The sequence below is a fragment of the Flavobacterium aeripolare genome, assembly GCF_013294025.1.
Taxonomy (GTDB): domain Bacteria; phylum Bacteroidota; class Bacteroidia; order Flavobacteriales; family Flavobacteriaceae; genus Flavobacterium.
Genome location: NZ_JABSNL010000002.1, coordinates 306,326 through 329,392 on the forward strand (window position 1 = coordinate 306,326; position 23,067 = coordinate 329,392).

Genomic DNA, 23,067 nt, shown 5'->3' on the forward strand with positions numbered 1-23,067 from the left:
AATTATGAAAAAATATATTTTATCAGAAAATACCAAAGTAGCAAACGAATTAATTCAGACCGAGAAAACGAAAATCGCTGCAGCGCAAAAATTCCTATCATTAATCAAACCTTTAGGATTTGACGGCTTCACGAGCTGGAGCGAGATAGAAGATACTTTAAAACAAGTTTATCCAAAAGCAACTTTATTATTCAACATTCAAGCGCAAGGAATTGAGCAGGAGTACAACGAGGCTAAAGAACACTATTCCCGCTTCGGTTCGTTTTATCGCTTCGAACCTTTTACGGAGGAGGAGCAGCAGGAAATTACAGAAAATGTAAAAGTTTATACAACTAGCGAGGCACAAAATGAGGTTTATGGGATTGTACACCGTGTTGTTGATGATCTGAACCGATTAAAGGAATTAGGTTTGGATTTGAATGTTAACGGCATTCACGAGATGCACCGCTTATTTGCTGGACATAATCGAGACAAGCCCGCAGTAAGAGTTAATACACGTGAATTAGCCGATTACATTAAAAGGATCAAATAAAGATATCTTATTTAACGCAAAAAACCGCCCTATTATTGGAGCGGTTTTTTTATGCTTGTGACCCGACTGGGGCTCGAACCCAGGACCCCATCATTAAAAGTGATGTGCTCTACCAACTGAGCTATCGAGTCATTATTTTAATAAAAATTTCAAGATGTAAAACAAATGTAAAACAATACAGCTGTAACTACTTGATAATCAACAGTATTTGTGACCACGGTGGGATTTGAACCCACACGCCCTTGCGAGCACCACCCCCTCAAGATGGCAAGTCTACCGTTTCTCCACGTGGCCGTGAAAATAAAATGGTCAAGTAGTTGATACTCGACCATTATTTGTGACCCGACTGGGGCTCGAACCCAGGACCCCATCATTAAAAGTGATGTGCTCTACCAACTGAGCTATCGAGTCTTGCTTTCAAGTAAATTATGTGTTTGATCACTATTTGTGACCCGACTGGGGCTCGAACCCAGGACCCCATCATTAAAAGTGATGTGCTCTACCAACTGAGCTATCGAGTCATAATTTCTTTGCTTGAATGCGGGTGCAAATATAAGGACTTTATTTGATGTTTTCCAAAGTTTTTTGCTTTAAATTTGTCTTTTTTTATCAATTAATTATAACGGTCTAACTTATAGCTATTTATTATATGAATAAAATTGTGTTATTAGGATACATGGGGTGCGGAAAGTCTACAATCGCAAAAAGTTTGTCTCAAAAAAAACAAATACCCTTTGTGGATTTAGATGAATATATAGAGAACAAGGCTAAATTATCAGTAAAAGATATCTTTGAGCAATTGGGCGAAATCAAATTTAGAAGGATGGAGCACGAATCACTTGTTGAATTATTGCAGTCTAAAGAGGAATTAATTATTGGGCTAGGAGGAGGGACGCCGTGTTATGCTAATAATCATTTACTATTAGCTGAAGAAGGTGTGACTTCGATTTATTTAAAAGCTTCTATCGCTACGCTATTTAATAGACTGTCTCCTAATAAAAGCAAAAGACCCCTTATCGCTACCATGAATGATGAGCAGATGAAGGAGTTTATTGCAATGCATCTTTTTGAGAGAAGCTATTTTTATAACCAAGCCAAACATGTTGTATCAGTAGATGATAAAACAGTTGCAGACACAGTTAATGATATCGAGAATGTTCTAGCTTAAATAAGCGTAATTTTGATCGTTTTCGTCAAAAACCACTTGTACATGTTCAAGTAACGATGTAGAAAGGGAAATCCCCTTGAAATCAGCTTTTACAGGGTATTTCTTGTGGTTGCGATCTACTAAGACGGCTGTTTTAAATTTCTTTAATGGTACGTCTAGAAAATGGCGTACTGTATATATAAGTGTGGTTCCTGAATTTAATACATCATCAATCAAGATTAATCCTTTATTTGCATACGCTTCCTTTGTGATAGAAGTGGTGATTGGATTTTCAGGATGTGTTTTATCAATCGATACTTTGCATAGTAGTACTTCGAGTGATGATATTTTTTTTAACTCTGCAGCTATTTTTTCGGCAAAAATATATCCGTTTACCGCAATTCCTGCTAGAACGACTTCTTCTTCATTTACAAAGGTTTCGTAAATTTGGTAAGCAATTCTGGTAATTTTATGCTCGATTTCTTGATGCGTCAATATAATATTCTTGCTCATGTGTTGCTTATTTAGCGATTGCTATTGATTTATTCTACTTCGTCTTCGTCAGAATGTATTTCGTTTCCAAATTCGTCAATGTCCCTACGGTCTTTTTTGGTAGGTCTTCCGGTTCCGTTTTTGCGATAATGTTCCTTGGATAGTTTTAATAATTCTAAGTGTTGGTACGCTTCTGCTGGCGTCTCGTTTTTTCGATACATATCCACCAGTTTCGCACCTACACGGTTGTCAGGAATATCTAAGACGGTTATTATTTGGGTGATTTGGTCTTTTCTAAAGGTGATTTTATCAGTAGGAAAAACCTCTTTAGAAGGCTTTGCTACATGTCCGTTTACTGTGACGTGATTTTTCTTGCAGGCCTCAGTAACCATGTTTCTAGTTTTGTAATATCGGACACACCATAAAAATTTATCTATTCGCATAAAAAATATAAAATCAGAGTTAAATAGTTTACAAAAATAAATCAATATTGTATCTTGCGCACTTAAAAATCAGCTATAATGAACAAATTTAAGTATTATTTTATTTTATCAATTACAACACTCTCTTTATTTTCATGTTCGAAAAGTGATGATACGATAGAATTGACTCCTCCAAGAGAATACAGTGTACAATATCCTACAGATCTTACTGATATTGAAGAATACTTGACTTCTAATTATATCACTGTAACTAATCATCCTGGTTTTACTGATGATCAAGATGTTACAATCACTAAAATACCAACAGGAGGTACACAGCCTTCTATAATGTCTTATTTAAATAAAAGTACGTTTCCTAAATTATTGGTTAGAGAGGTAAAGCTACACGACTTAACCTATAAATTGTATTATCTGGCTTTAAGAGAAGGTGCTGGAGATAGACCTACTAATGTTGATGCTGTATTAACATCTTACAAGGGAGTGTATTTAAGTAGAGTAACAGGAACAGATGCTGTGTCTACTTTAACAACGACAGATTTTGAAGAACAAATTTTCCCTCAAAGTACACTTAGCTTGTACACAGCAATTAGAGGATGGAAAGAAGTTTTTCCACAATTTAGGATAGGTACTTCAAAAGGTAATGCAGATGGAACAGTCTCGTATAATGACTTTGGTGCAGGAATGATATTTATTCCTTCGGGATTAGCTTATTTTTCACAATCTACAGGTATAATTCCGTCTTATGCTCCGTTAGTGTTTAGCTTTAAATTGTATGGTCTTGTAAGGTCCGATCTAGAAATAAAAAATGTTGGAGTGAACATATTTTCAGATCCTGATGGTGTGCTTTCTTACTTAGAAGATATTGATGGAGATGGTTATTTATGGAGAGCAGATGAGCTGCCTACAGATGCTGTTAATCCAGATGACTCTGATGGAGATGGTGTTCCAGACTTTTTAGATGTTGATGATGATGGCGACGGATTCACAACTAAAGCAGAGCTTGCTGCGGGAACTAATTACCTTGATAAAAACAGTCATCCTTAATACTGAATTTGTTATGCTATATAAAAATCTCATTTCGATCGAAATGAGATTTTTTTTGTTCTATCAATTATTGGTACTTCCCAATGTTTAGTTATACTTTTTGTATGCTAGAAAATGCTATTTCAAATACAATAATTTAAAGTAATCTTTGGTTGTCGATATAGAGTACGGTAGATACGCTATGTTTATTCACTACTTATAGATCCTTTTATTACAGTGGTGCTTTTCAATATAGCCATTAAAAAAGCCGCTAAATCATTGATTTAGCGGCTTTGTGTTTAGATATTGAAGTTTTGTTATTTTCTTGCAACTACTTTTTCAGCAGCAGCAACAATTGCTTCATTGTTCAATTTGTATTTGTCCATTAATTGAGCAGGAGTTCCTGATTCTCCAAAGCTATCATTAACCGCTACAAACTCTTGTGGAGCAGGAGTGTTTAATGCTAATACTCTAGCAACGCTTTCTCCTAGACCACCAAGTATATTGTGTTCTTCGGCAGTAACTACACATTTAGTCTTAGCTAGTGATTTTAGAATTGCTTCTTCATCAAGAGGTTTAATTGTGTGAATATTGATAACCTCAGCAGAGATTCCCTTAGCTTCTAATGCTTCTGCAGCAATAAGTGCTTCCCATACTAAGTGTCCTGTAGCGATGATAGTAACATCTTTACCTTCACTCAATAGGATTGCTTTTCCTATTACAAACGGCTCATCAGCTGGCATGAAGTTAGGCACAACTGGACGTCCAAAACGCAAGTAAGCAGGACCATGGTGATCAGCAAGTGCTAATGTAGCTGCTTTAGTTTGATTGTAGTCACAAGTGTTGATTACAGTCATTCCAGGCAACATTTTCATTAACCCAATGTCTTCTAAGATTTGGTGTGTAGCACCATCTTCTCCTAATGTTAACCCTGCGTGTGATGCACAAATTTTAACGTTTTTGTCAGAGTAAGCAACTGATTGACGTATTTGGTCGTATACTCTTCCTGTAGAAAAGTTAGCAAATGTTCCTGTAAAAGGAATTTTACCACCAATAGTTAATCCTGCAGCGATTCCAATCATGTTTGCCTCAGCAATACCAATTTGGAAAAAACGCTCTGGGTGATTTTTTTTAAAATCATCAAACTTTAATGAACCAATTAAATCAGCACATAAGGCAACAACTTTTTCGTTTTTTTGACCTAATTCAGTCATTCCCGCTCCAAAACCTGAACGAGTATCTTTACTTCCTGTATTTGTATATTTTTTCATTTTTTTAAATTCAAAGATTTAAAAATTTAATAATTGAAAGATTTTGAGTGGTAATTCAAAATTTGCAATTCAAAATTTAAAATTATTAATAGTCGCCTAAAGTTGATTGATTTTGACCCAATGCATTTTCTAATTGTGCATCATTTGGTGCTTTACCATGCCAAGCATGTGTGTGCATCATGAAGTCAACTCCGTTACCCATTTCAGTATGTAATAATACACAAACTGGTTTTCCTTTTCCTGTTCTAGATTTAGCGTCATTCATACCTGCTAAAATAGCCTCTAGGTTATTTCCTTCTTTGATATCAATAACATCCCAGTCAAAAGCTTCAAACTTAGCACGGATACTTCCCATTGCTAATACTTCATCAGTAGTACCATCAATTTGTTTTCCGTTAAGATCGACAGTTGCAATTAAGTTGTCTACTTTTTTAGCAGAGGCATACATAATTGCTTCCCAGTTTTGACCTTCTTGCAATTCACCATCACCGTGAAGTGTGTAAATTAAATGGTTGTCATTATTTAATTTTTTTGCTTGAGCAGCACCAATAGCTACAGATAATCCTTGACCTAGTGAACCAGATGCGATTCTAACTCCAGGTAAATTATCGTGAGTTGTTGGGTGGCCTTGTAATCTCGTGTTGATTAAACGAAAAGTAGCTAATTCTGAAACTGGAAAATACCCACTTCTTGCAAGGACGCTATAGAATACAGGAGAAATATGTCCGTTTGATAGGAAGAATAAATCTTCTCCTATTCCGTCCATATCAAATCCTTCTTTGCGTTCCATTAGGTTTTGGTATAAAGCGACTAGAAATTCAGTACAGCCTAATGATCCTCCAGGATGTCCTGAATTTACAGCGTGTACCATTCGAAGAATGTCTCTTCTTACTTGGATAGTTAAATCGTTTAATTGTTGTGTGTTAGGCTTCATTTTGTGTGTAAAAGTTAAACTGTTACAAATGTAATTTTTATTTTGCCGTAAGACAAATGATTTTTGATTTTGTTATAAGCTCAAGTTCGTGCTTTATAGTATGCTTCTAGAACAGGTCACGCCACGATTTTAGGGGTGTTTTTAGCTAAAAGAGTTTGTTTTTCACAATAAGATTTTTTTAATTTCTGGTGAAGTATTACCTTGCCATCATGTATGAACAACTCGCTTTAAGTATAGGAGAAAAAATCAAAATGACTCCAGAAGAATTCGAAATCTGTAAGGCATTTTTTATTCCTAAGAAATTAAGAAAAAAACAAACCTTACTTCTTGAAGGGGATATTTGTACGTACAATGCTTTTATCGAAAAAGGGATTTTAAGATCCTATACAACCGATGAAAAAGGCAATGAGCATGTAATTCAGTTTGCATTTGAAGGTTGGTGGATAGGCGATTTGGCTAGTTTTTTACAGGCCAAAAATTCTACGCAAACAATTGAAGCTATTGAAGATTCTGAATTGCTTTTATTGACCTACAATGCTCGAGAGGATCTAATGAAAAAGTTGCCAGTTTTTGAAAGCTACCAGCGTATTTTATTACAGAATGCGTATATCTCATTTCAGTCTCGCGTTAATGCCGCGCTCAACGCATCTGCCGAAGAGAAGTATTTGAAACTAACTAGCGCCTACCCTGAAGTTGTCGCACGTGTACCCCAGCACATGATTGCCTCTTATTTAGGTTTAACTCCTGAAACCCTAAGTAGAGTTAGAAAACAAATTAGCTTGAAAAGATAATTGATCTAGATCAATACCATTTCTTAACTTAGCTCAATGGATAGCGATAGCATGTGCTTGTATCTTTGCAGTATTAAAACTGATAAAAATGCAAAACATAAAAACTATAGCCGTTATTGGAGCCTCAGATAAAAGAAATTTTCCGGTATTAAATGAGTTGTCTACTCGATACCAACTTTTATTATTCGATAAAAATGCAAGCGATGTCAATAAGATTCAACAATCTCTTTTGGCTGAGAATCGTTATGCTTCTATCGAAATAATGCCTTGCGCTACAGATGCAAGTTGGGAGGCCGATATGATTATTCTATCTGGTTTTTGCATAAATGACGAAAATATAGTTAGAACAATTAAGGAAGTTGCTACTGCAAAAATCATCGTAATCATGGAAAATGATGATGAGTTTACAAAATCAATAAACCACCAAGTGAGTTTTGACTTGTTGTTTCCACACTCTAGAATTATCGAAGTTATCAATATAAGTACAGACGATCAAGTTGAAAAAGAATTCTTGCTTGAAGGTCACGACTCTTATGCTTTAGATACTGTTTCAAGTATTTTTGAAGGCATAGGTTTCAACACATACGTTTCTCAAATCAATTAAAAAAATAAACAAAAAATTATGAGTGATCTTATTTTATTAAAGCCATATACATTTCAAACAGAAAAATATAACAATCGTATCGCGATGGCACCTATGACTAGAAGCCGCGCAGGTAATGAAGGGAATTTAGCGACAGAACAAATGGCTATTTATTATGCTGATCGTGCAGATGCTGGTTTATTAATTAGTGAAGGTACCGTAGTTAGTAAAAAAGCGGTAGGTTTTATAAATGTACCTGGAATTTACAGTCAAGAACAAACAGAGTCATGGAAACAAGTAACAAAAGCTGTTCATGATAAAGGAGGAAAAATCTTTGTTCAATTGTGGCATACTGGAAGATTGTCTCACCCAGACTTGCATAATGGTGAATTACCGCATGCACCATCAGCAATCGATCCTCATGCTCAAGCTTATGTAGAAAGTGGTTTTATTGATACAGTAACTCCTAAGGAAATGACTATAGGCGAAATCAAAGCAACAGTATTAGATTTTAAAAATAGTGCAAAAAACGCTGTTGATGCTGGTTTTGATGGAATCGAAATTCACGCTGCAAACGGGTATTTATTCCAACAGTTTTTTACAGGAACTTCTAATGTTCGTACTGATGAGTATGGAGGAAGCATTGAAAATAAAGCTAGAATATTATTTGAAACTTTAGATGCTTTAAAAGATGTTATTAGCTACTCTAGAGTGGGTGTTCGTTTAAATCCTTCTTTGCATAATGCACAAGGGACTACGCTTGATAAAGACACAATAGCTACACATGAGTACATTGTAAAAAGATTAAATGACTACGGATTGGCTTACCTACACCTTACAGAACCTTTTACTGATGTAAGCGAAGTGCCGTATGCTGTAACTGAGGTGGCTAAGCACTTTAGACCTATGTACAATGGATTGCTAATGATTAACAAAGGGTTTACAAGAGAAACAGGTAATAAAGTAATTGAAGATGGAGATGCAGATATGGTTGCTTATGGTGTACCATTTATCTCAAATCCTGATTTAGTAAAACGTTTTGAATTAAACGCGCCGCTTAATGAAGCAGATAGAAGTACTTTCTACACCTTTACAGACAAAGGGTACAATGACTATCCTAAATTAGGGGAATAATTAGAAATTTAATTTGTGAATGAGATTTTATTTGTAAACTAATGTTTGTGATGCAATGCAACAGGAAGTTACAAAGTTATAAATCTCATTAAAATATAAAAGTCCCAACGATTTGTTGGGACTTTTTGCTTTAAAGCTAGTACTTAATTAGATTTTACGTTCAAGACTGCTCCAGTTACCGCCATTGTAGACTTTCTCATAACCTGAATTTTTTAACAGGTTTTTTGCAGATGCACTTCGCATTCCTGATGCACAGCAGGTGATAATTATGCGGTCTTTTTTTATCTTAGAAACTTGATTTACTATTTCGTTCAAAGGCATATTCACGGCTCCTTTAATATGTCCCTGCTTGAATTCTGCTGGCGATCTCACATCGATAATTACTGCTGATTGCTGCATCAATTCTTTGTAGTTTGTAGCAGCTCCAAATCCCAATATTTTTTTTAATAACGCGATCATATAATGGGTTTTTATTTTGATTTAAAATAGTTTACATCAAGCCATGAGCCACCATTGTAGCATTCAATCCCTTGTTGAGAAAGGAATTGCTGTGCCTGACCTGATCTGTTTCCTGATGCACAGCAAAGAATTAGGGGTGTTTTTAGGTTTTTTATTTCGTCTATTCGTGCAGGTATTTCGTCTAACGCGATATTTATAGCGTCAACAACGTGACCGCCCATGAATTCACCATAAGAACGAACATCGATAATTGTTACTTGTTTTTGTTTTATAATTTCTTCTACAGTCATCTTTTCTTTATTTTTAAACGGGTTAATTTATTTGAACCATAGGTCAAAGGTAATTATTGTTTAAAGGACCTACAGTAACATATGTTACACAAGAAGCAATTACTTTTTTTTTACTAATTACTAGCATAATAATTAGGACTTCATCTCCTCAAGCATGCGCATAATTTTATCTAATTTCTCAACTTCTATGCTATTTAATTTAGCAGCAAGTGCCTCGATTTCTAACTTTGCGTCAATATTAGTCTGGTAATCTGCTTGTGCTTGTACGCGATCACGTTCATTTTGTCTGTTTTGAGACATCATGATAATGGGCGCAGCATAAGCGGCTTGTGTAGAAAATAGTAAATTAAGTAGAATAAAAGGATACACATCCCAGTGCTGTACAAAGGCCACCAAATTTAATCCCATCCACAGTGCTACAAGGATTGTTTGAATGATGATAAATTTCCAAGACCCCATTCCTTTAGCTACTGAATCTGCGATACGGCTACCGTAATCTAAGTCCTCTCGGTGTTTTTGGTGCCAGTTTTTAGTCTTTAACATAGTTATGCTTGTGTTTGATTTATTTTCGAATAATAAAATAACGCACAAAAAAAAGCAAAGGTCTATATAGAAACCTGATTCTTTTTTTGTCTCGAAATCAAAACAAAAGTAATCATTAACAGCACACAAATGATACTAGCGGTACTAGTTCCTATTGCTAATCCTCCTTTGCTAGTTGACTTTGTTAGAAAATCTCCAAAGGTGGCACCAAAAGGACGTGTAAATACAAAGGCAATCCAGAAAAGAAGAGTTGCATTGATTCTAGTTGTATAGTGTAGCAGCATAATAAATAGAATAACTGAAGCTGTTATTATTGCTGCTGTAAGATAACTTAATCCCAGAATATCACTTAAAAAATCTCCAAAAGCCGTTCCTAGACTATTCGAAAATAAAATGGCAATCCAGTAAAAGAGTTCTTTTTTTTGACCATACAAAGGATACACAGTAATGGCTTTAAAAGTTGCCTGCCAGATTCCTAGAGTTGCGAGCAGCGCTATTAGTAACAAACCGCTTCCTAGGCTGTATCCTAAATGCAAACTTCGATCTAGGAAATCAGATATTTCTGTGCCTAAAGTAGTTGTAGCAATAATTACGATCCAGTAAATTGCTGCGCTATATCTTTGTTGCAGTACTTGTACAGACAAAGCACATATAAAAAACAAAGTAGTAATCGCTAGTCCTACAGCATATCCCAAATTAAGTGTTTGCGCCAGATAGTCTCCCAAAGTTTCTCCTAGCGTAGTAGCTACGATTTTCATTACCCAAAATAAAAAAGTTATTTCGGCTACTTTATTGCCATTTTCTATCATAACGCAGTTGCTATTAGTGCTACATAAAATATAGTATCAAATGTAGCGGGAAAACAGCATACGATAAATTAAGGTTTGATTAAGATGTGAATTTACCATTCGTCTACACTAAACAAGACGTTCGACGTTACTTACTTTGGTTTAGTCTAAATGATTATTTGTTAGATGTTTAGTTGTAGTATCTTTGAAGTATCAAAAGCTCAAATATTTATTTTAATTGGTTATTTTTATAAATGTATACAAGCTTTGAAGTTATAATTTGGTGCGCTACGGTAACGTTGAGTTTGTCGACCAGCTAATTATTTAGTAGCAATCTTATTGAATTGTTTTAGTTAGTTTTAGTATGTTAATTGAAAAGGGAGGATTAACTGTTCTTACAGTTAATCTTTAAAAAGCAGTCTTAGTTTCATATCTAAGACTGTTTTTTTTTATGTCGTTATAGTAGCTATTAATTCTTGAAACAGCAACTGACCTTCCTCCCAGTATGCTAAGTTAGAAGCGGTGTTGAGATGGCCTTTTAACCCTACATTCACAAATTTACTTCCCCATACATCTGCTAGTAGTTTTGCTTTTTCCGTAGCAATATAGGGATCATCATCTGTAGTTATTACCATGCTAGGATAGGGTAGAGGAGTTTGTGGTATGGGAGCAAAATTCCATGTTTCAGGAGGTGTATGTGTAATCGAATCTACATCGGCGGGTGCCACAAGTAGTGCTGCAATTACCTTGTTATCATAGCTAGTTTTAGTCCAGTGATTGACGAGTATACTGCCTAAACTGTGAGCAACTAATACAATTGGTCCTTCAATAGAAGCGATTTTTTTGTTTAAGGCATCCAGCCAATCTTTTAGTTTAGGTTCGTCCCAATTTTCTTGAATTAGCTTTTGCGAATTTGGAAATAACTTAAGCCAGTATGTTTGCCAATGTTGCACTCCAGAATTTCCAAGTCCAGGAACGATTAATAGGGTGTATTCCATTATGAGTATTAAGATTAGTTTGTATTTCTATGGTAAAAATAATGAATAACTCTCAATCTGCAACAGATGTTAATTGTTCTATAATTTAAAAGGAGCCATTCGCTGTTTTTTTATCATTATCGATACATTTGTTAAAAAAAAAATCATGCGCTATACATTTACAATACTTACTTTATTAGGACTTACCTTCTTTACCGGTTGTAGTTCAAAGAAAATTAAAGACAAATCATTTCTTACCGCTGCAGTAGTCGACTCGGCTGTATTGCCAAAATTAAATATTTTTGAACCTACAAATAAAAGTGTTTCTGCACCAGTTTTAATCTTTATACATGGAGGAAACTGGAATAGCGGAAACAAGGATACTTATAATTTATTAGGGCGTAATTTTGCTAGAACAGGAGTGGTAACGGTAATCCCTGATTATACTTTGAGTCCAAAAGCTAATTATAATGACATGGCTAAAGAAGTAGCTGCAGTAATTAAGTGGGTGCAAGCTAATATTAAAAGTTATCATGGTGATGTGAATCAAATTTATGTGACTGGTCACTCAGCGGGAGGACACCTAGCAGCCTTAGCAGTAATGAATCCTAAATACGGAATCGACGAAAAAAGCATAGCTGGAATTATATTAAATGATGCTGCAGGATTAGATATGAATAATTATTTAGAGCAATATCCGCCAACTACAAAAGATGATTACCTTGCTACTTGGACTGCAGATCCAGCAAAATGGAAAGACGCGTCTCCTATTTATTTCTTAAATAAAAATACACCTCCTTTTTTAATTTATGTAGGAGATAAGACTTATCCATCAATTACCGTAGCAAACGACCGCTTTTTAAAAGCGTTGAAACCGTTCCAGCCCTCAGTAGAATTGATTCATATTGATAAAAAACACGTGCCTATGGTGACACAATATTTCTGGCCATACAGCGACCGTTTTCAGGAAACAATCGATTTTATAAGAAAGAATAAAAAATAAAAAAAGAGAGAGCGATTTACTATTAAATCGCTCTCTCTTTTTTTTTACCAGTATAACTAATAGCTCTTTTTGTTTGATCTATCGTATACTTTTTTTCCGCCCACATAGGTTTTAAGAACGTATACATCTTTAATTTTTATAGGTTCAATCTTAGTTAGGTCCTGACTAAGAATAGCAAAATCAGCTAATTTACCTACCTCTAAGGTTCCTTTGATTTTCTCGTCAAATGAGGCGTAAGCCCCCGTTTTTGTGTACGCTGTTAACGCTTGCTCTACGGTGATTTTTTGTTCAGGATTCCAACCGTTTGGATTTTTACCGTCTAATGTACGTCTAGTAGTGGCGGCATAAATACCCAATATGGCAGAACCTGGCGCTACTGGCCAATCACTACCAAAGGCTACAATAGTATTTGCATCAAGCAATGATTTAAAAGCATAAGTAGTTTTAATGCGTTCTGTTCCTATAACTCCCTCAGCCCATCTACCATCATCAATAGCGTGGTAAGGTTGCACGCTAGCAATTATGCCAAGCTCTGCAAATTTAGGGATGTCACTGACAGCAATGTGTTGCGCATGTTCAACTCTAAATCTTCGGTCTCTTTTTCCAGTTGTGTTAATTACCTTTTCATAAATTGATAGAATAGAGCGTACTGCTCGATCTCCTATAGCGTGAACAGTAATGTTTAAGTTGGCTTTGTCTGCACTCGTAATCCATTCGGTCAAAGTTTTAGGATCAGTTATCAAGAAACCTCTGTCTCCTACTTTGTCACTGTAACTATCTATAAAAGCAGCAGTGTGCGAACCTAAAGAGCCATCTACAAAGCCTTTAAGTATGCCTCGTCTCAACCATTTACTATTTTTCAAATCGGCATTTGCTTGCTCGATCCATTTGTTCAATGGGCGCGAACTATAAATTCGTAATGTTAATTGATCCTTTTTTTTCAATCTTTTTGCAGTTTTATAGCTTGATAAACTATCTAAGTCGTGAACTGTAGTTACGCCATTTGCCGCAAAATATTTCATCGCTGCTGTTAATGCTGCTTCTTTTTGTTTTCTTGTTAACTCCGGTATTTTGTTCAGCATTAATGGCATCGCATTAGATTTAAAGATTCCGGTAGGATTGCCTTCCTTATCTCTTACAATGGTGCCATCTTTTACATCAGCCGTATTTTTATCGATACCAGCAAATTTCATTGCAGCTGAGTTTGCTAGGATCATGTGTCCGTCCAGGCGGTAAACGACTACGGGATTATCGGGGGTGTATTTATCAATCCATTCTTTTGTAGGAAGTGTTCCTCCCCATAAAGTATGATCCCAGTTTCCTTCAAGAATCCATTCTCCTGGTTGTAGCTTTCTAGCATAATCGCTTATGCGTTTTGCAAATTCCTCCGGTGTCTTAGCATCTCGTAACGCCACACTCGATAAACTATTTCCTCCTTGCAATAAGTGTACATGAGAGTCGATAAAACCTGGAGTAATAAATTTTCCGTTGGCGTCTACTATCTTCGTTTTTTTGCCTTTGTATTTATTAATTTCTTCAACTGTACCTATCGCCACAATAGTATCGCTATCAATTGCCATCGCTTGCGCTGTCTGCTGCTTTTCGTTTCCAGTCCAGATAACTGCATTGGTTACTATTAAGTCGGCTTTTCTTACTTTTTCGCACGAAATCAAAGTCAGTACTAGTAGTAAGAAAACGGTTTTTAAGTACAAAGTGGTTTTTGTATGTGGCATTGTTTGTTAGTTTTGAAGGTTTTAAGGTAACTATTTTTTCAAGTAATTACGCTTAAAATTTGAAAGAAGATGGTAACGCTTTCGCTAAAGAGAGTCTGTCCCTTATTAATGAGACACCATTTTTAATCCGATAATAGATCCAATTAAGGTGATTAGAAAAAAGATACGCCAAAAGTGAACCGGGTCTTTAAAAAAGAAAATCCCTACCAGCACTGTCCCTATTGCCCCCACACCGGTCCAGACCACATAAGCTGTTCCCAGGGGTAGGTTTTGGGTTGCTTTAATCAATAAGGTCATACTCATAGTTAGCGTTAGTAAAAATCCTATGTACCAACATATTGTTTCTGCTCCACTAGTTTCTTTTGCTTTCCCTAGACAAAACGCAAAAGCAACTTCAAATAATCCAGCTATAATTAATATAATCCAATTCATCGTTTATAATTTTATGCAAATATCTACAACCAAAACGGGATTTACTTGTAATCGCGCTATTTTATGTTTGATTTTTTACAAATAAGATTTTGGACTAGTTTGTAGGGAGTAGGCAACGGTCTTTTTACTGCATGAAGGATAGTAGCGGCATCGTGCGCTTTAGAAAAATAGGGTTTTTTAGCCCTAATTTATCTTAGCGGGAATACAGCGAATAGCCTGACCGGCCCAGATGCTAATCAGGGAAGGGCATGCCCAACTGGTATAAATTAAATGCAGATTTTCAATTTAGATGCTGTTTATTCTAATAAATACTAAATGTTATTTAATTTTTTGAATTATCTAATTCTCTAGTTTTCAAATTAACCTATCTTTGCCCGCCGAACAATCGGTAGAAAAATGGTATTATGAAATTTGATTTATTAAAAAAAGATCCGCTATCTAAAGCCAGAGCGGGAAGTATTACAACAGATCACGGAGTTATAGAAACACCTATTTTTATGCCTGTGGGTACTGTTGCCTCTGTTAAAGGAGTGCATCAACGAGAATTGAAACAAGACATCAACCCTGATATTATTTTAGGGAATACGTACCACTTATACTTGCGTCCACAAACTGAAATTCTTGAAAAAGCAGGTGGATTGCATAAATTTATGAATTGGGATCGTAATATTTTGACTGATTCAGGTGGATACCAAGTGTATTCGCTTTCTGCAAATAGAAAAATTAAAGAAGAAGGTGTAAAGTTCAAGTCGCATATCGATGGATCTTACCACTTTTTTACTCCTGAAAATGTAATGGAAATTCAGCGTACGATAGGTGCTGATATTATCATGGCATTTGATGAGTGTACACCATACCCTTGCGATTATAATTATGCCAAGCGCTCGATGAAAATGACGCACCGCTGGTTAGACCGTTGTGTAAATCACCTAGAGAAAGTACCGGTAAAATACGGATACGATCAAGCATTTTTTCCTATTGTTCAAGGAAGTTGTTATAAAGATTTACGCCAGCAGTCAGCAGAGTATATTGCAAATTCTAATCAAGTTGGGAATGCGATTGGTGGTTTATCTGTAGGGGAGCCTGCTGAGGAAATGTATGCCATGACTGAGGTTGTGTGCGAAATATTACCAGAGGACAAACCACGTTACTTAATGGGAGTAGGTACACCTATCAATATATTAGAAAATATAGCGTTAGGAGTAGATATGTTTGATTGTGTAATGCCTACACGTAATGCTAGAAATGGTATGTTATTTACTGCAAATGGAACCATCAATATTAAAAATAAAAAATGGGAAGCTGATTTTTCACCAATAGATGAAATGGGGCATACCTTTGTTGATACAGAATATACAAAAGCATATTTACGTCACTTGTTTGCTGCTAATGAGTATTTAGGAAAGCAAATTGCTACAATTCACAATTTAGGGTTCTACATGTGGTTAGTACGTGAAGCAAGAAGACGTATTATAGCTGGAGATTTTAGAGCATGGAAAGACATGATGGTAAAGAACATGAACCAACGTTTATAAGCTTTCTAGTTCATTGATGGAATAGTAGACTGGTAAAACTGTAATATGACAAAAAAAACAAATAGCAAATTGCCCAGTAGGGGATTTTTAGGCTTGACGATTATAGATTTATATATCTTGAAGCGTTACTTGGCTACATTTGCGGCTATGCTGTTAATGTTTATTCCTATTGGGATTATTATAGATGTGTCAGAGAAGATCAATAAAATGATCGCTAATGACATACCTTTTATCGAAATCGCAATTTACTATTACCATTTTACTATTTATTTTGCTAATTCGCTGTTTCCTATATTTCTGTTTTTATCCATTATTTGGTTTACATCAAAACTGGCTAACAATACAGAGATTATTGCAATATTGAGTTCGGGTATCTCATTCACACGTTTTTTAAGGCCCTATATTATTGGGGCCTCCATTATATCTGTATTTGTTTTAATTATGGGGTTTTATGTGGTCCCAAAATCCAGTGAAGGATTTAATTATTTCAGGTATACCTATTTAAAAGGTGGTGGAAAGCAAGCCATGATGGGCAACAATACCGATGTTTACAGACAGATTAATGCTAACGAGTTTATTTATGTAAATAGTTTTAATACTGAATCTAAAGTTGCCTTTAACTTTGTGCTAGAGCGCTTTGAAAAAGACAAGTTAGTTTCTAAAATTACTGCTAGTAGAATTAAGTGGAATCCTAAAGATAGTACGTATACCATGTACGACTACAGTAAAAGAACGGTAGGTGTGCTCAACGATAAAATCGAAAAAGAAACAGAAAAGGTATCTAAGTTTACTTTTGATCTTGAAGATTTGACTCCGGTGGTGTATATTGCAGAAACCCTTAGTTTAAATAAGTTAATTGATTTTATTGATAAACAAAAAAAGCGCGGATCCTCAGATATTAACGTCTATATGGTAGTGCTTTATAAAAAGTTTAGTGTGCCAATATCGGCATTTATCTTAACCATTATTGCCGTGTCAGTTTCAGCAATGAAACGAAGAGGAGGAATGGGAATGAACTTGACAATTGGGATCGCGATTGCTTTTGGTTACGTGTTTTTTGATAAGATCTTTGGAACCATTGCTGAGAAATCGACATTTTCACCTTTTCTAGCTGTTTGGTTTCCTAATATGTTTTTTGGTGTACTCGCAATATTTTTACTACGCAATGCAAAACGATAAGCTGAAGAGCTACCTTAACCTACATTTAATAGTTTTTATTTGGGGTTTTACCGCCATTCTAGGCGCTTTACTAACTGTTCAAGCTGATGCTATTGTATGGTATCGCATGCTTTTAGCAGGAGTTTTTTTAGGGGGATTTATCATTTTTAAAAAGAAATCATTTAAAGTTCCTACCACTGCTTTGTTAAAATTGGTTTTTGTGGGCTTGCTCATCGCATTACATTGGATCACGTTTTTTCATGCTATTCAAGTGTCTAATGTTTCCATAACACTCTCTATATTTTCACTAGGAGCATTTTTTGCCTCGCTGTTAGAGCCGCTGTTTTACGGTAGAAAAATACTGTGGTACGAAGTCTTTTTTGGTGCCGTAATCATAGCAGGTTTAGCCATGATTATGAAAGTTGAGGTTAATTATTATGAAGGGATGGTCTTTGCACTTATTTCGATTATTCTAGGTGTGTTGTTTACTTTAATGAACGGCAAATTAATCCACAAACACGATCCTTCGGTAATCTCTTTCTATGAGTTCATGTCAGGAGTATTTTTTATTACTGTTTACTATCTAATACAGCAAAAATTCACAATGGACTTTTTTGAATTAACAATGCGCAATTGGGTGTTGCTTTTAATATTGTCTTCGATTTGTACTGCTTATGCCTTTACAGCATCAGTCAAAGTAATGGAGAAACTGAGTCCCTATACCGTAATGTTGACTACAAATTTAGAGCCTGTATATGGAATTGTACTTGCTTATTTTATCATTGGCGGAAAAGAAAAAATGAGTTTTTCATTTTATGTGGGTGCTGTTATTATCATTATCACGGTTGTTTTAAATGGAATAATCAAGCACAAAATGACCCCGAAGGAAACCGCTGTCGCTAAAGAACAAGCAGCTGCAGATATCTTGTAGTTTCCTATTTATTTCTACTACCTTTTTAATTTTCGAATAAAAAAATGAAAAAACTTAGCTACTTAAAGCCTTTAATTAATTTTTTCTTCTTGGGTTTATTGATTACAACAATAAGCCGATTTATCCTTTTTCTAATTTATAAAGATAGAGTGGTGCAAACAGAAGATTATTGGATGATTTTTCCAATAGGGCTTCGTATGGACCTAATCTTACTCTCTTATATTGGTTTTTTACCGGGATTGTTATTATCTGTGGTACCACAAGATTACCTGCTTAAAATGAAGAAATTCTTTGCGTGGTATTTTTTAACTTTCTTGTTCTTATTACTCTTTATGGAGTTGGCAAGTCACGATTTTATTAATGAATACGATACACGACCTAATAAATTATTCATTGATTATTTAATCTATCCTAAAGAAGTTTTAGGTACTTTGTTTAAGAGCTACCTTAGTTCAATGATTTTTTCGTTTGTACTAATTGGACTTGCATTATACATTAGTATTAAGAAAGCACCGTTATTGTTCTATCCGCAGTATACTAAGTATAAAACAAAACTGATTTTGTTTCCTTTAATAGCTTTCCTACTTTTCTTTGGCGCGCGCTCTAGTTTAATTTCAAAACGACCTATAAATGCGAGTAATGCTATTTTTTCTACAGATCAATTGACAAATAATTTGGGATTGAATTCGCTTTACACTGTTGGTTTTGCTTTGTATTCGATCAAAAATGAAGGAAATGCCGAAAAGATGTATGGTAAAATGGATCCTCAGGAAGCATTGGACCGTGTTAAAAAATACATGAACGTAGCGGCTACAGACTTTACTGATCCAGAGTTGCCATTGTATCACCTTCAAAAAGCCGATACTATTCTGGAGAGACCTTATAACGTGGTTGTTTTTCTTCAAGAAAGTTTAGGAGCAGAGTATGTAGGCAGTTTGGGTGGTTTACCTTTAACACCAGAATTTGACAAATTAACTAAGGAAGGACTACTGTTTACAAATTTATATGCGACAGGAACGCGCAGTGTGCGTGGTATTGAAGCAGTAATTACCGGATTTTTACCGTCTCCATCAGAGAGTGTAGTAAAGTTGAGTAATTCACAAACGGGTTTTTATACGCTTGCGCAAAATTTAAAAGAGCACGGCTACGATACTAGTTTCATCTATGGAGGAATGGCAAATTTTGATAATATGGCCGCTTTTTTCAATGGGAATGGATTCAAAACTATTATTGATGAGAGTAGTTATAAAAATGACAAAACGGCATTCAAGGGTACATGGGGCTATTCTGATGAGGATCTTGCTGTAAAAGCAAATGCTTATTTTAAGTCTAAAGGTTCAAAACCCTTCTTTTCACTGATGTTTTCTACTTCTAATCATGAACCCTTTGAGTTTCCTGATGGTAGAATTAAGTTATATGATAAAGAGAAAAATACGGTAAACAACGCGATGAAATATGCTGATTTTTCGATTGGTAAATTTTTCGAAATGGCAAAGAAAGAGCCTTATTTTAAGAATACTATTTTCTTAGTAATTGCAGATCACAATACACGTACCTACGGAAAAAATCTAGTGCCGATAAATAAATTTCATATTCCTGCTTTGTTGATTGGACCTAATGTCCCTAAGGGAATTGACTATGCTAAACTGTGTAGCCAAATTGATATTGCACCTACAGTATTGAACTTCATAGGTATGGATGTGCAAAACCCTATGCCGGGGCGTAATTTAATGAAATTACCAGCAGCTACACCTGGAAGAGCAATCATGCAATTTCATAATAACAATGCTTTTAGGGTAGGAAATGAAGTAGTGATTTTACAGCCTAATAAAGAGCCATTGCAATTTAAAATGCAAAATGATACCGTGTTATTGCCAACAAAATTGAATCCTGAAATGGCAAAAGATGCGCTGGGACATATAACGGCCGCTTCCTACTTGTATCAGGAGAGAAAATACAAAATGAAAGGTCAAAAATAGCCTGCTGTTCTCCTGCTTTTAAGTTGATTTTAAAAGCATTGCATTTTTTAAATTCTTTTAACATCAAAGTTCAATTTAGATTGTACCTTTATGTCCTTTTACTAAAATGAAAAATATCGGGTTGTAAATCATTTAATATTTTATATTTGCAGTCCAAATAAAAAACAAAAACGCACAATACTATGGAATATTTAGATTTTGAGCTTCCAATTAAAGAACTAGAAGATCAGTTAGATAAATGCCTTGTTATTGGTCAAGAATCAGATGTTGACGTTTCTAATACCTGTAAACAAATCAACAAGAAGCTTATAGATACCAAAAAACAAATTTATAAGAACTTGACAGCATGGCAACGTGTGCAATTATCAAGACATCCAAGTAGGCCTTACACACTAGATCATATCAAAGCTATTTGTGGTGATACTTTTCTAGAACTGCATGGGGATAGAGGTTTTGCCGATGATAAAGCCATGATAGGTGGATTGGGTAAAATAGGTGGGCAATCGTTTATGATTGTAGGCCAGCAAAAAGGATACAATACTAAGACACGTCAATATAGAAATTTTGGGATGGCAAATCCTGAAGGATACCGTAAAGCTTTGCGTTTAATGAAAATGGCAGAGAAGTTTGGTATTCCTGTACTTACTTTGATTGATACTCCGGGAGCCTATCCAGGATTAGAAGCTGAGGAGCGTGGACAAGGGGAAGCTATCGCTAGAAACATTTTTGAAATGGTTCGCCTTAAAGTACCAATCATCACAATTATTGTAGGTGAAGGTGCATCTGGTGGAGCATTAGGAATAGGTGTAGGAGATCGCGTTTACATGTTAGAAAATACGTGGTACTCTGTAATTTCTCCAGAATCATGTTCGTCAATATTGTGGAAAAGCTGGGAGTACAAAGAACAGGCTGCAGAAGCGTTGAAATTGACTTCTTCAGACATGAAACGACAAAAATTAATTGATGATATTATTCCTGAGCCATTAGGTGGAGCGCACTACGATAGAGAGACTACTTTTAAGTCTGTAGAGGAATATATATTAAAAGGATACAAAGAATTGAAAGACTTATCAACAGAGAAGTTAATCGCTCAAAGAATGGACAAATACAGTAAAATGGGTGAGTTTAAAGAGTAAATTCTTATTAATTACAAATAGATCCGAAACCTAACAGTTTCGGATTTTTTTTTGGGTTGTTAACAAAAAACAGCGCTTTATAAACAATTTTTTGTGATAACTCAAGAGTAATATTTTTTAAATTTATAGTACTTTCGCAACATGGAAAACTTCAAAAATATAAATCCTGTAAAGGTCGATAAAACAACAATAATCAGCCTAGAAAAAGGAAAATTGCCACCACAAGTGTTAGAGCTTGAAGAAGCAGTTCTTGGAGCAATGATGATTGATAAAAAAGGGGTGGATGATGTCATTGATATCTTACAGCCTGACGCTTTTTATAAAGATGCACATAAGCATATTTTTGAAGCAATTGTGCAACTGTTTACAGAGACGCAACCTATTGATTTACTTACCGTATCTGCACAGTTAAAGAAAAATGGAAAATTAGATTTGGCTGGGGGTGATTTTTACCTGATTCAGCTTACGCAAAAGATCTCATCTTCGGCTCACATTGAATTTCACTCTCGTATTATTCTACAAAAATTTATTCAGCGTAGTTTGATTCGTATTTCATCTGAAATTATCGAAGATTCTTATGATGATTCTGCCGATGTATTTGATTTACTAGACAAGGCTGAATCGAAGTTATATGAAGTTACACAGGGAAACATCAAGCGTAGTTCTGAAACGGCACAAAGTTTAGTATTGCAAGCAAAGAAACGTATTGAAGAAATTGCTGGTCAAGAAGGGTTGAGTGGTGTAGCGACTGGTTTTGAGAAACTGGATAAAATTACTTCCGGATGGCAGCCAAGTGATTTAATTATTATCGCGGCAAGGCCAGCGATGGGAAAAACGGCCTTCGTACTATCGATGGCACGTAATATGGCAATTGATTTTGGGATGCCAGTAGCATTATTCTCTCTAGAGATGGCATCGGTGCAGTTAATTACGCGTTTGATTTCATCTGAGACTGGACTATCTTCAGAAAAATTACGTACAGGAAAATTAGAAAAACACGAATGGGAGCAACTAAGTACTAAAGTTAAGAACTTAGAAAAAGCACCATTATTTATAGATGATACACCCTCGTTGTCCATTTTTGATTTAAGAGCAAAAGCGAGACGTTTAGTATCACAACACGGAATCAGGATTATCATTGTAGATTACTTGCAATTGATGACAGCTGGAGGAAATGGAAAAGGTGGCGGAAACCGTGAGCAAGAGATTTCGACGATTTCTCGAAATTTAAAGGCGCTAGCTAAGGAATTGAATGTGCCTGTAATTGCACTTTCACAATTATCACGTGCTGTAGAAACGCGTGGATCTAGTAAACGACCTTTGCTGTCTGACCTTCGTGAATCTGGAGCAATTGAGCAAGATGCCGATATTGTATCGTTCTTATACCGTCCAGAATACTATAAAATTGATGAATGGGATGATGATGAAGCATCACCTACAGCAGGTCAAGCTGAAATCATGATTGCAAAACACCGTAATGGTAGTATTGAAAACGTGAGACTTAAATTTATAGGACATCTTGGTAAATTTGACAACTTAGAGGACTTTACAGGAGGCTACGATGATTTGCCTTCTTCGATGAATCAGGATGACAATTCGTTCATTACTAAAAATCTTCCTTCTGCAAATGAAGCATTTGGTAGTAATCTGAATGACGATGATGATGACGAAATGCCTTTTTAACAATATTTAGCCTGCTTATGCAGGCTTTTTTTTTGAAGATATGTAAATGGTCAATTGTTTACTACTTATA

The 23,067-nt window shown here is 35.4% G+C and carries 24 protein-coding genes and 4 tRNA genes; 13 read left to right on the forward strand and 15 right to left on the reverse strand.

Annotated features, from left to right (window positions below; all coding sequences use genetic code 11):
• The first annotated feature begins 4 nt into the window (after positions 1-4).
• Entirely contained in the window at positions 5-532 is a 528-nt protein-coding gene (locus tag HNQ00_RS03710) for a hypothetical protein (protein WP_173836987.1), read from the forward strand.
• A 58-nt stretch (positions 533-590) separates the two neighbouring features.
• Here HNQ00_RS03710 and HNQ00_RS03715 read toward each other — a convergent pair.
• From HNQ00_RS03715 to HNQ00_RS03730, 4 genes are all read right to left on the reverse strand, one after another.
• Positions 591-663: transfer RNA gene (locus HNQ00_RS03715), tRNA-Lys, on the reverse strand.
• 80 nt (positions 664-743) lie between these two features.
• Positions 744-826, reverse strand: a tRNA-Leu gene (locus HNQ00_RS03720).
• A gap of 44 nt (positions 827-870) precedes the next feature.
• Positions 871-943: transfer RNA gene (locus HNQ00_RS03725), tRNA-Lys, on the reverse strand.
• A 37-nt stretch (positions 944-980) separates the two neighbouring features.
• Positions 981-1,053 (reverse strand) — tRNA-Lys (locus HNQ00_RS03730).
• Between the two features lie 128 nt (positions 1,054-1,181).
• On the opposite strand from HNQ00_RS03730, the gene HNQ00_RS03735 reads away from it, so the two are divergent.
• Positions 1,182-1,700 (forward strand): shikimate kinase, encoded by a 519-nt coding sequence (locus tag HNQ00_RS03735; protein ID WP_173836988.1) that lies wholly within the window; start codon positions 1,182-1,184, stop codon positions 1,698-1,700.
• On the opposite strand, the gene HNQ00_RS03740 is transcribed toward HNQ00_RS03735, so the two are convergent.
• Together HNQ00_RS03740 and HNQ00_RS03745 are read right to left on the reverse strand one after the other, a co-directional pair.
• Positions 1,692-2,192 (reverse strand): phosphoribosyltransferase family protein, encoded by a 501-nt coding sequence (locus HNQ00_RS03740; RefSeq protein WP_173836989.1) that lies wholly within the window; start codon positions 2,190-2,192, stop codon positions 1,692-1,694. The genes HNQ00_RS03735 and HNQ00_RS03740 overlap by 9 nt on opposite strands.
• Positions 2,193-2,221: 29 nt before the next feature.
• The gene (locus HNQ00_RS03745) at positions 2,222-2,614 is read right to left on the reverse strand and encodes an RNA-binding S4 domain-containing protein (RefSeq protein ID WP_173836990.1); all 393 of its coding nucleotides are present in this window, start codon (positions 2,612-2,614) and stop codon (positions 2,222-2,224) included.
• A 78-nt stretch (positions 2,615-2,692) separates the two neighbouring features.
• Between HNQ00_RS03745 and HNQ00_RS03750 the strand changes: the two genes are divergently transcribed.
• A complete protein-coding gene (locus HNQ00_RS03750; RefSeq protein ID WP_173836991.1) occupies positions 2,693-3,658 on the forward strand; it encodes an FKBP-type peptidyl-prolyl cis-trans isomerase in 966 nt (321 codons plus the stop codon).
• Between the two features lie 296 nt (positions 3,659-3,954).
• On the opposite strand, the gene HNQ00_RS03755 is transcribed toward HNQ00_RS03750, so the two are convergent.
• Positions 3,955-4,908, reverse strand: a complete 954-nt coding sequence (locus tag HNQ00_RS03755; RefSeq protein ID WP_173836992.1) for a transketolase family protein — start codon at positions 4,906-4,908, stop codon at positions 3,955-3,957.
• An 85-nt stretch (positions 4,909-4,993) separates the two neighbouring features.
• Positions 4,994-5,842 carry a transketolase gene (locus HNQ00_RS03760; protein ID WP_173836993.1) on the reverse strand — a complete coding sequence of 283 codons (849 nt, stop codon included), beginning with the start codon at positions 5,840-5,842 and terminating at the stop codon, positions 4,994-4,996.
• Between the two features lie 209 nt (positions 5,843-6,051).
• Here HNQ00_RS03760 and HNQ00_RS03765 point away from each other — a divergent pair, with 209 nt between their 5' ends.
• The 3 genes from HNQ00_RS03765 (at position 6,052) to HNQ00_RS03775 (ending at position 8,350) form a co-directional block, all read left to right on the forward strand.
• The gene (locus HNQ00_RS03765) at positions 6,052-6,633 is read left to right on the forward strand and encodes a Crp/Fnr family transcriptional regulator (RefSeq protein ID WP_173836994.1); all 582 of its coding nucleotides are present in this window, start codon (positions 6,052-6,054) and stop codon (positions 6,631-6,633) included.
• A gap of 88 nt (positions 6,634-6,721) precedes the next feature.
• Positions 6,722-7,237: a hypothetical protein gene (locus HNQ00_RS03770; protein ID WP_173836995.1), complete on the forward strand. Its 516-nt coding sequence runs from the start codon at positions 6,722-6,724 to the stop codon at positions 7,235-7,237.
• Positions 7,238-7,255: 18 nt separating this feature from the next.
• The gene (locus HNQ00_RS03775) at positions 7,256-8,350 is read left to right on the forward strand and encodes an alkene reductase (RefSeq protein ID WP_173836996.1); all 1,095 of its coding nucleotides are present in this window, start codon (positions 7,256-7,258) and stop codon (positions 8,348-8,350) included.
• 147 nt (positions 8,351-8,497) lie between these two features.
• On the opposite strand, the gene HNQ00_RS03780 is transcribed toward HNQ00_RS03775, so the two are convergent.
• From HNQ00_RS03780 to HNQ00_RS03800, 5 genes are all read right to left on the reverse strand, one after another.
• Positions 8,498-8,809: a rhodanese-like domain-containing protein gene (locus HNQ00_RS03780; protein ID WP_173836997.1), complete on the reverse strand. Its 312-nt coding sequence runs from the start codon at positions 8,807-8,809 to the stop codon at positions 8,498-8,500.
• 11 nt (positions 8,810-8,820) lie between these two features.
• Complete coding sequence (locus HNQ00_RS03785) at positions 8,821-9,099, reverse strand: rhodanese-like domain-containing protein (RefSeq protein ID WP_173836998.1); 279 nt, start codon at positions 9,097-9,099, stop codon at positions 8,821-8,823.
• Between the two features lie 132 nt (positions 9,100-9,231).
• Positions 9,232-9,642 carry a DUF1003 domain-containing protein gene (locus HNQ00_RS03790; protein ID WP_173836999.1) on the reverse strand — a complete coding sequence of 137 codons (411 nt, stop codon included), beginning with the start codon at positions 9,640-9,642 and terminating at the stop codon, positions 9,232-9,234.
• A 62-nt stretch (positions 9,643-9,704) separates the two neighbouring features.
• The gene (locus tag HNQ00_RS03795; protein ID WP_173837000.1) at positions 9,705-10,451 is read right to left on the reverse strand and encodes a COG4705 family protein; all 747 of its coding nucleotides are present in this window, start codon (positions 10,449-10,451) and stop codon (positions 9,705-9,707) included.
• Between the two features lie 428 nt (positions 10,452-10,879).
• The gene (locus HNQ00_RS03800) at positions 10,880-11,428 is read right to left on the reverse strand and encodes an RBBP9/YdeN family alpha/beta hydrolase (protein ID WP_173837001.1); all 549 of its coding nucleotides are present in this window, start codon (positions 11,426-11,428) and stop codon (positions 10,880-10,882) included.
• A gap of 145 nt (positions 11,429-11,573) precedes the next feature.
• On the opposite strand from HNQ00_RS03800, the gene HNQ00_RS03805 reads away from it, so the two are divergent.
• A complete protein-coding gene (locus HNQ00_RS03805; protein ID WP_173837002.1) occupies positions 11,574-12,410 on the forward strand; it encodes an alpha/beta hydrolase in 837 nt (278 codons plus the stop codon).
• 56 nt (positions 12,411-12,466) lie between these two features.
• Here HNQ00_RS03805 and HNQ00_RS03810 read toward each other — a convergent pair whose 3' ends face one another.
• Both HNQ00_RS03810 and HNQ00_RS03815 read right to left on the reverse strand, forming a co-directional pair.
• Positions 12,467-14,143, reverse strand: coding sequence for an amidohydrolase (locus tag HNQ00_RS03810; protein ID WP_173837003.1), 1,677 nt, complete (start codon positions 14,141-14,143; stop codon positions 12,467-12,469).
• A gap of 105 nt (positions 14,144-14,248) precedes the next feature.
• Positions 14,249-14,575 (reverse strand): DMT family transporter, encoded by a 327-nt coding sequence (locus tag HNQ00_RS03815; protein WP_173837004.1) that lies wholly within the window; start codon positions 14,573-14,575, stop codon positions 14,249-14,251.
• A gap of 404 nt (positions 14,576-14,979) precedes the next feature.
• Between HNQ00_RS03815 and tgt the strand changes: the two genes are divergently transcribed.
• The 6 genes from tgt (at position 14,980) to dnaB (ending at position 22,997) form a co-directional block, all read left to right on the forward strand.
• Positions 14,980-16,110, forward strand: a complete 1,131-nt coding sequence (gene tgt / locus HNQ00_RS03820; RefSeq protein ID WP_173837005.1) for a tRNA guanosine(34) transglycosylase Tgt — start codon at positions 14,980-14,982, stop codon at positions 16,108-16,110.
• 45 nt (positions 16,111-16,155) lie between these two features.
• On the forward strand, positions 16,156-17,289 hold the full coding sequence (locus HNQ00_RS03825) for an LptF/LptG family permease (RefSeq protein ID WP_173837006.1): 1,134 nt from the start codon (positions 16,156-16,158) through the stop codon (positions 17,287-17,289).
• A complete protein-coding gene (locus HNQ00_RS03830) occupies positions 17,276-18,199 on the forward strand; it encodes a DMT family transporter (protein WP_173837007.1) in 924 nt (307 codons plus the stop codon). Before HNQ00_RS03825 ends, HNQ00_RS03830 begins: the two co-directional genes overlap by 14 nt.
• A 44-nt stretch (positions 18,200-18,243) precedes the next feature.
• The gene (locus HNQ00_RS03835) at positions 18,244-20,178 is read left to right on the forward strand and encodes an LTA synthase family protein (protein ID WP_173837008.1); all 1,935 of its coding nucleotides are present in this window, start codon (positions 18,244-18,246) and stop codon (positions 20,176-20,178) included.
• Between the two features lie 182 nt (positions 20,179-20,360).
• Complete coding sequence (locus tag HNQ00_RS03840) at positions 20,361-21,314, forward strand: acetyl-CoA carboxylase carboxyltransferase subunit alpha (RefSeq protein ID WP_173837009.1); 954 nt, start codon at positions 20,361-20,363, stop codon at positions 21,312-21,314.
• Positions 21,315-21,455: 141 nt separating this feature from the next.
• The gene (dnaB, locus tag HNQ00_RS03845; RefSeq protein ID WP_173837010.1) at positions 21,456-22,997 is read left to right on the forward strand and encodes a replicative DNA helicase; all 1,542 of its coding nucleotides are present in this window, start codon (positions 21,456-21,458) and stop codon (positions 22,995-22,997) included.
• Positions 22,998-23,067 lie beyond the last annotated feature (70 nt).

Bases quoted from the DNA above. Each gene is read 5' to 3' on its own strand.
- HNQ00_RS03775 (WP_173836996.1), top strand. From the start codon at position 7,256: ATGAGTGATCTTATTTTATTAAAGCCATATACATTTCAAACAGAAAAA.
- HNQ00_RS03785 (WP_173836998.1), bottom strand. From the start codon at position 9,099: ATGACTGTAGAAGAAATTATAAAACAAAAACAAGTAACAATTATCGAT.
- HNQ00_RS03795 (WP_173837000.1), bottom strand. From the start codon at position 10,451: ATGATAGAAAATGGCAATAAAGTAGCCGAAATAACTTTTTTATTTTGG.
- HNQ00_RS03740 (WP_173836989.1), bottom strand. From the start codon at position 2,192: ATGAGCAAGAATATTATATTGACGCATCAAGAAATCGAGCATAAAATT.
- HNQ00_RS03810 (WP_173837003.1), bottom strand. From the start codon at position 14,143: ATGCCACATACAAAAACCACTTTGTACTTAAAAACCGTTTTCTTACTA.
- HNQ00_RS03765 (WP_173836994.1), top strand. From the start codon at position 6,052: ATGTATGAACAACTCGCTTTAAGTATAGGAGAAAAAATCAAAATGACT.
- HNQ00_RS03830 (WP_173837007.1), top strand. From the start codon at position 17,276: ATGCAAAACGATAAGCTGAAGAGCTACCTTAACCTACATTTAATAGTT.
- HNQ00_RS03760 (WP_173836993.1), bottom strand. From the start codon at position 5,842: ATGAAGCCTAACACACAACAATTAAACGATTTAACTATCCAAGTAAGA.
- HNQ00_RS03755 (WP_173836992.1), bottom strand. From the start codon at position 4,908: ATGAAAAAATATACAAATACAGGAAGTAAAGATACTCGTTCAGGTTTT.
- HNQ00_RS03790 (WP_173836999.1), bottom strand. From the start codon at position 9,642: ATGTTAAAGACTAAAAACTGGCACCAAAAACACCGAGAGGACTTAGAT.
- HNQ00_RS03825 (WP_173837006.1), top strand. From the start codon at position 16,156: ATGACAAAAAAAACAAATAGCAAATTGCCCAGTAGGGGATTTTTAGGC.
- tgt (WP_173837005.1), top strand. From the start codon at position 14,980: ATGAAATTTGATTTATTAAAAAAAGATCCGCTATCTAAAGCCAGAGCG.
- HNQ00_RS03805 (WP_173837002.1), top strand. From the start codon at position 11,574: ATGCGCTATACATTTACAATACTTACTTTATTAGGACTTACCTTCTTT.
- HNQ00_RS03780 (WP_173836997.1), bottom strand. From the start codon at position 8,809: ATGATCGCGTTATTAAAAAAAATATTGGGATTTGGAGCTGCTACAAAC.
- HNQ00_RS03800 (WP_173837001.1), bottom strand. From the start codon at position 11,428: ATGGAATACACCCTATTAATCGTTCCTGGACTTGGAAATTCTGGAGTG.
- HNQ00_RS03735 (WP_173836988.1), top strand. From the start codon at position 1,182: ATGAATAAAATTGTGTTATTAGGATACATGGGGTGCGGAAAGTCTACA.
- HNQ00_RS03745 (WP_173836990.1), bottom strand. From the start codon at position 2,614: ATGCGAATAGATAAATTTTTATGGTGTGTCCGATATTACAAAACTAGA.
- HNQ00_RS03710 (WP_173836987.1), top strand. From the start codon at position 5: ATGAAAAAATATATTTTATCAGAAAATACCAAAGTAGCAAACGAATTA.
- HNQ00_RS03840 (WP_173837009.1), top strand. From the start codon at position 20,361: ATGGAATATTTAGATTTTGAGCTTCCAATTAAAGAACTAGAAGATCAG.
- HNQ00_RS03750 (WP_173836991.1), top strand. From the start codon at position 2,693: ATGAACAAATTTAAGTATTATTTTATTTTATCAATTACAACACTCTCT.
- HNQ00_RS03770 (WP_173836995.1), top strand. From the start codon at position 6,722: ATGCAAAACATAAAAACTATAGCCGTTATTGGAGCCTCAGATAAAAGA.
- HNQ00_RS03815 (WP_173837004.1), bottom strand. From the start codon at position 14,575: ATGAATTGGATTATATTAATTATAGCTGGATTATTTGAAGTTGCTTTT.
- dnaB (WP_173837010.1), top strand. From the start codon at position 21,456: ATGGAAAACTTCAAAAATATAAATCCTGTAAAGGTCGATAAAACAACA.
- HNQ00_RS03835 (WP_173837008.1), top strand. From the start codon at position 18,244: ATGAAAAAACTTAGCTACTTAAAGCCTTTAATTAATTTTTTCTTCTTG.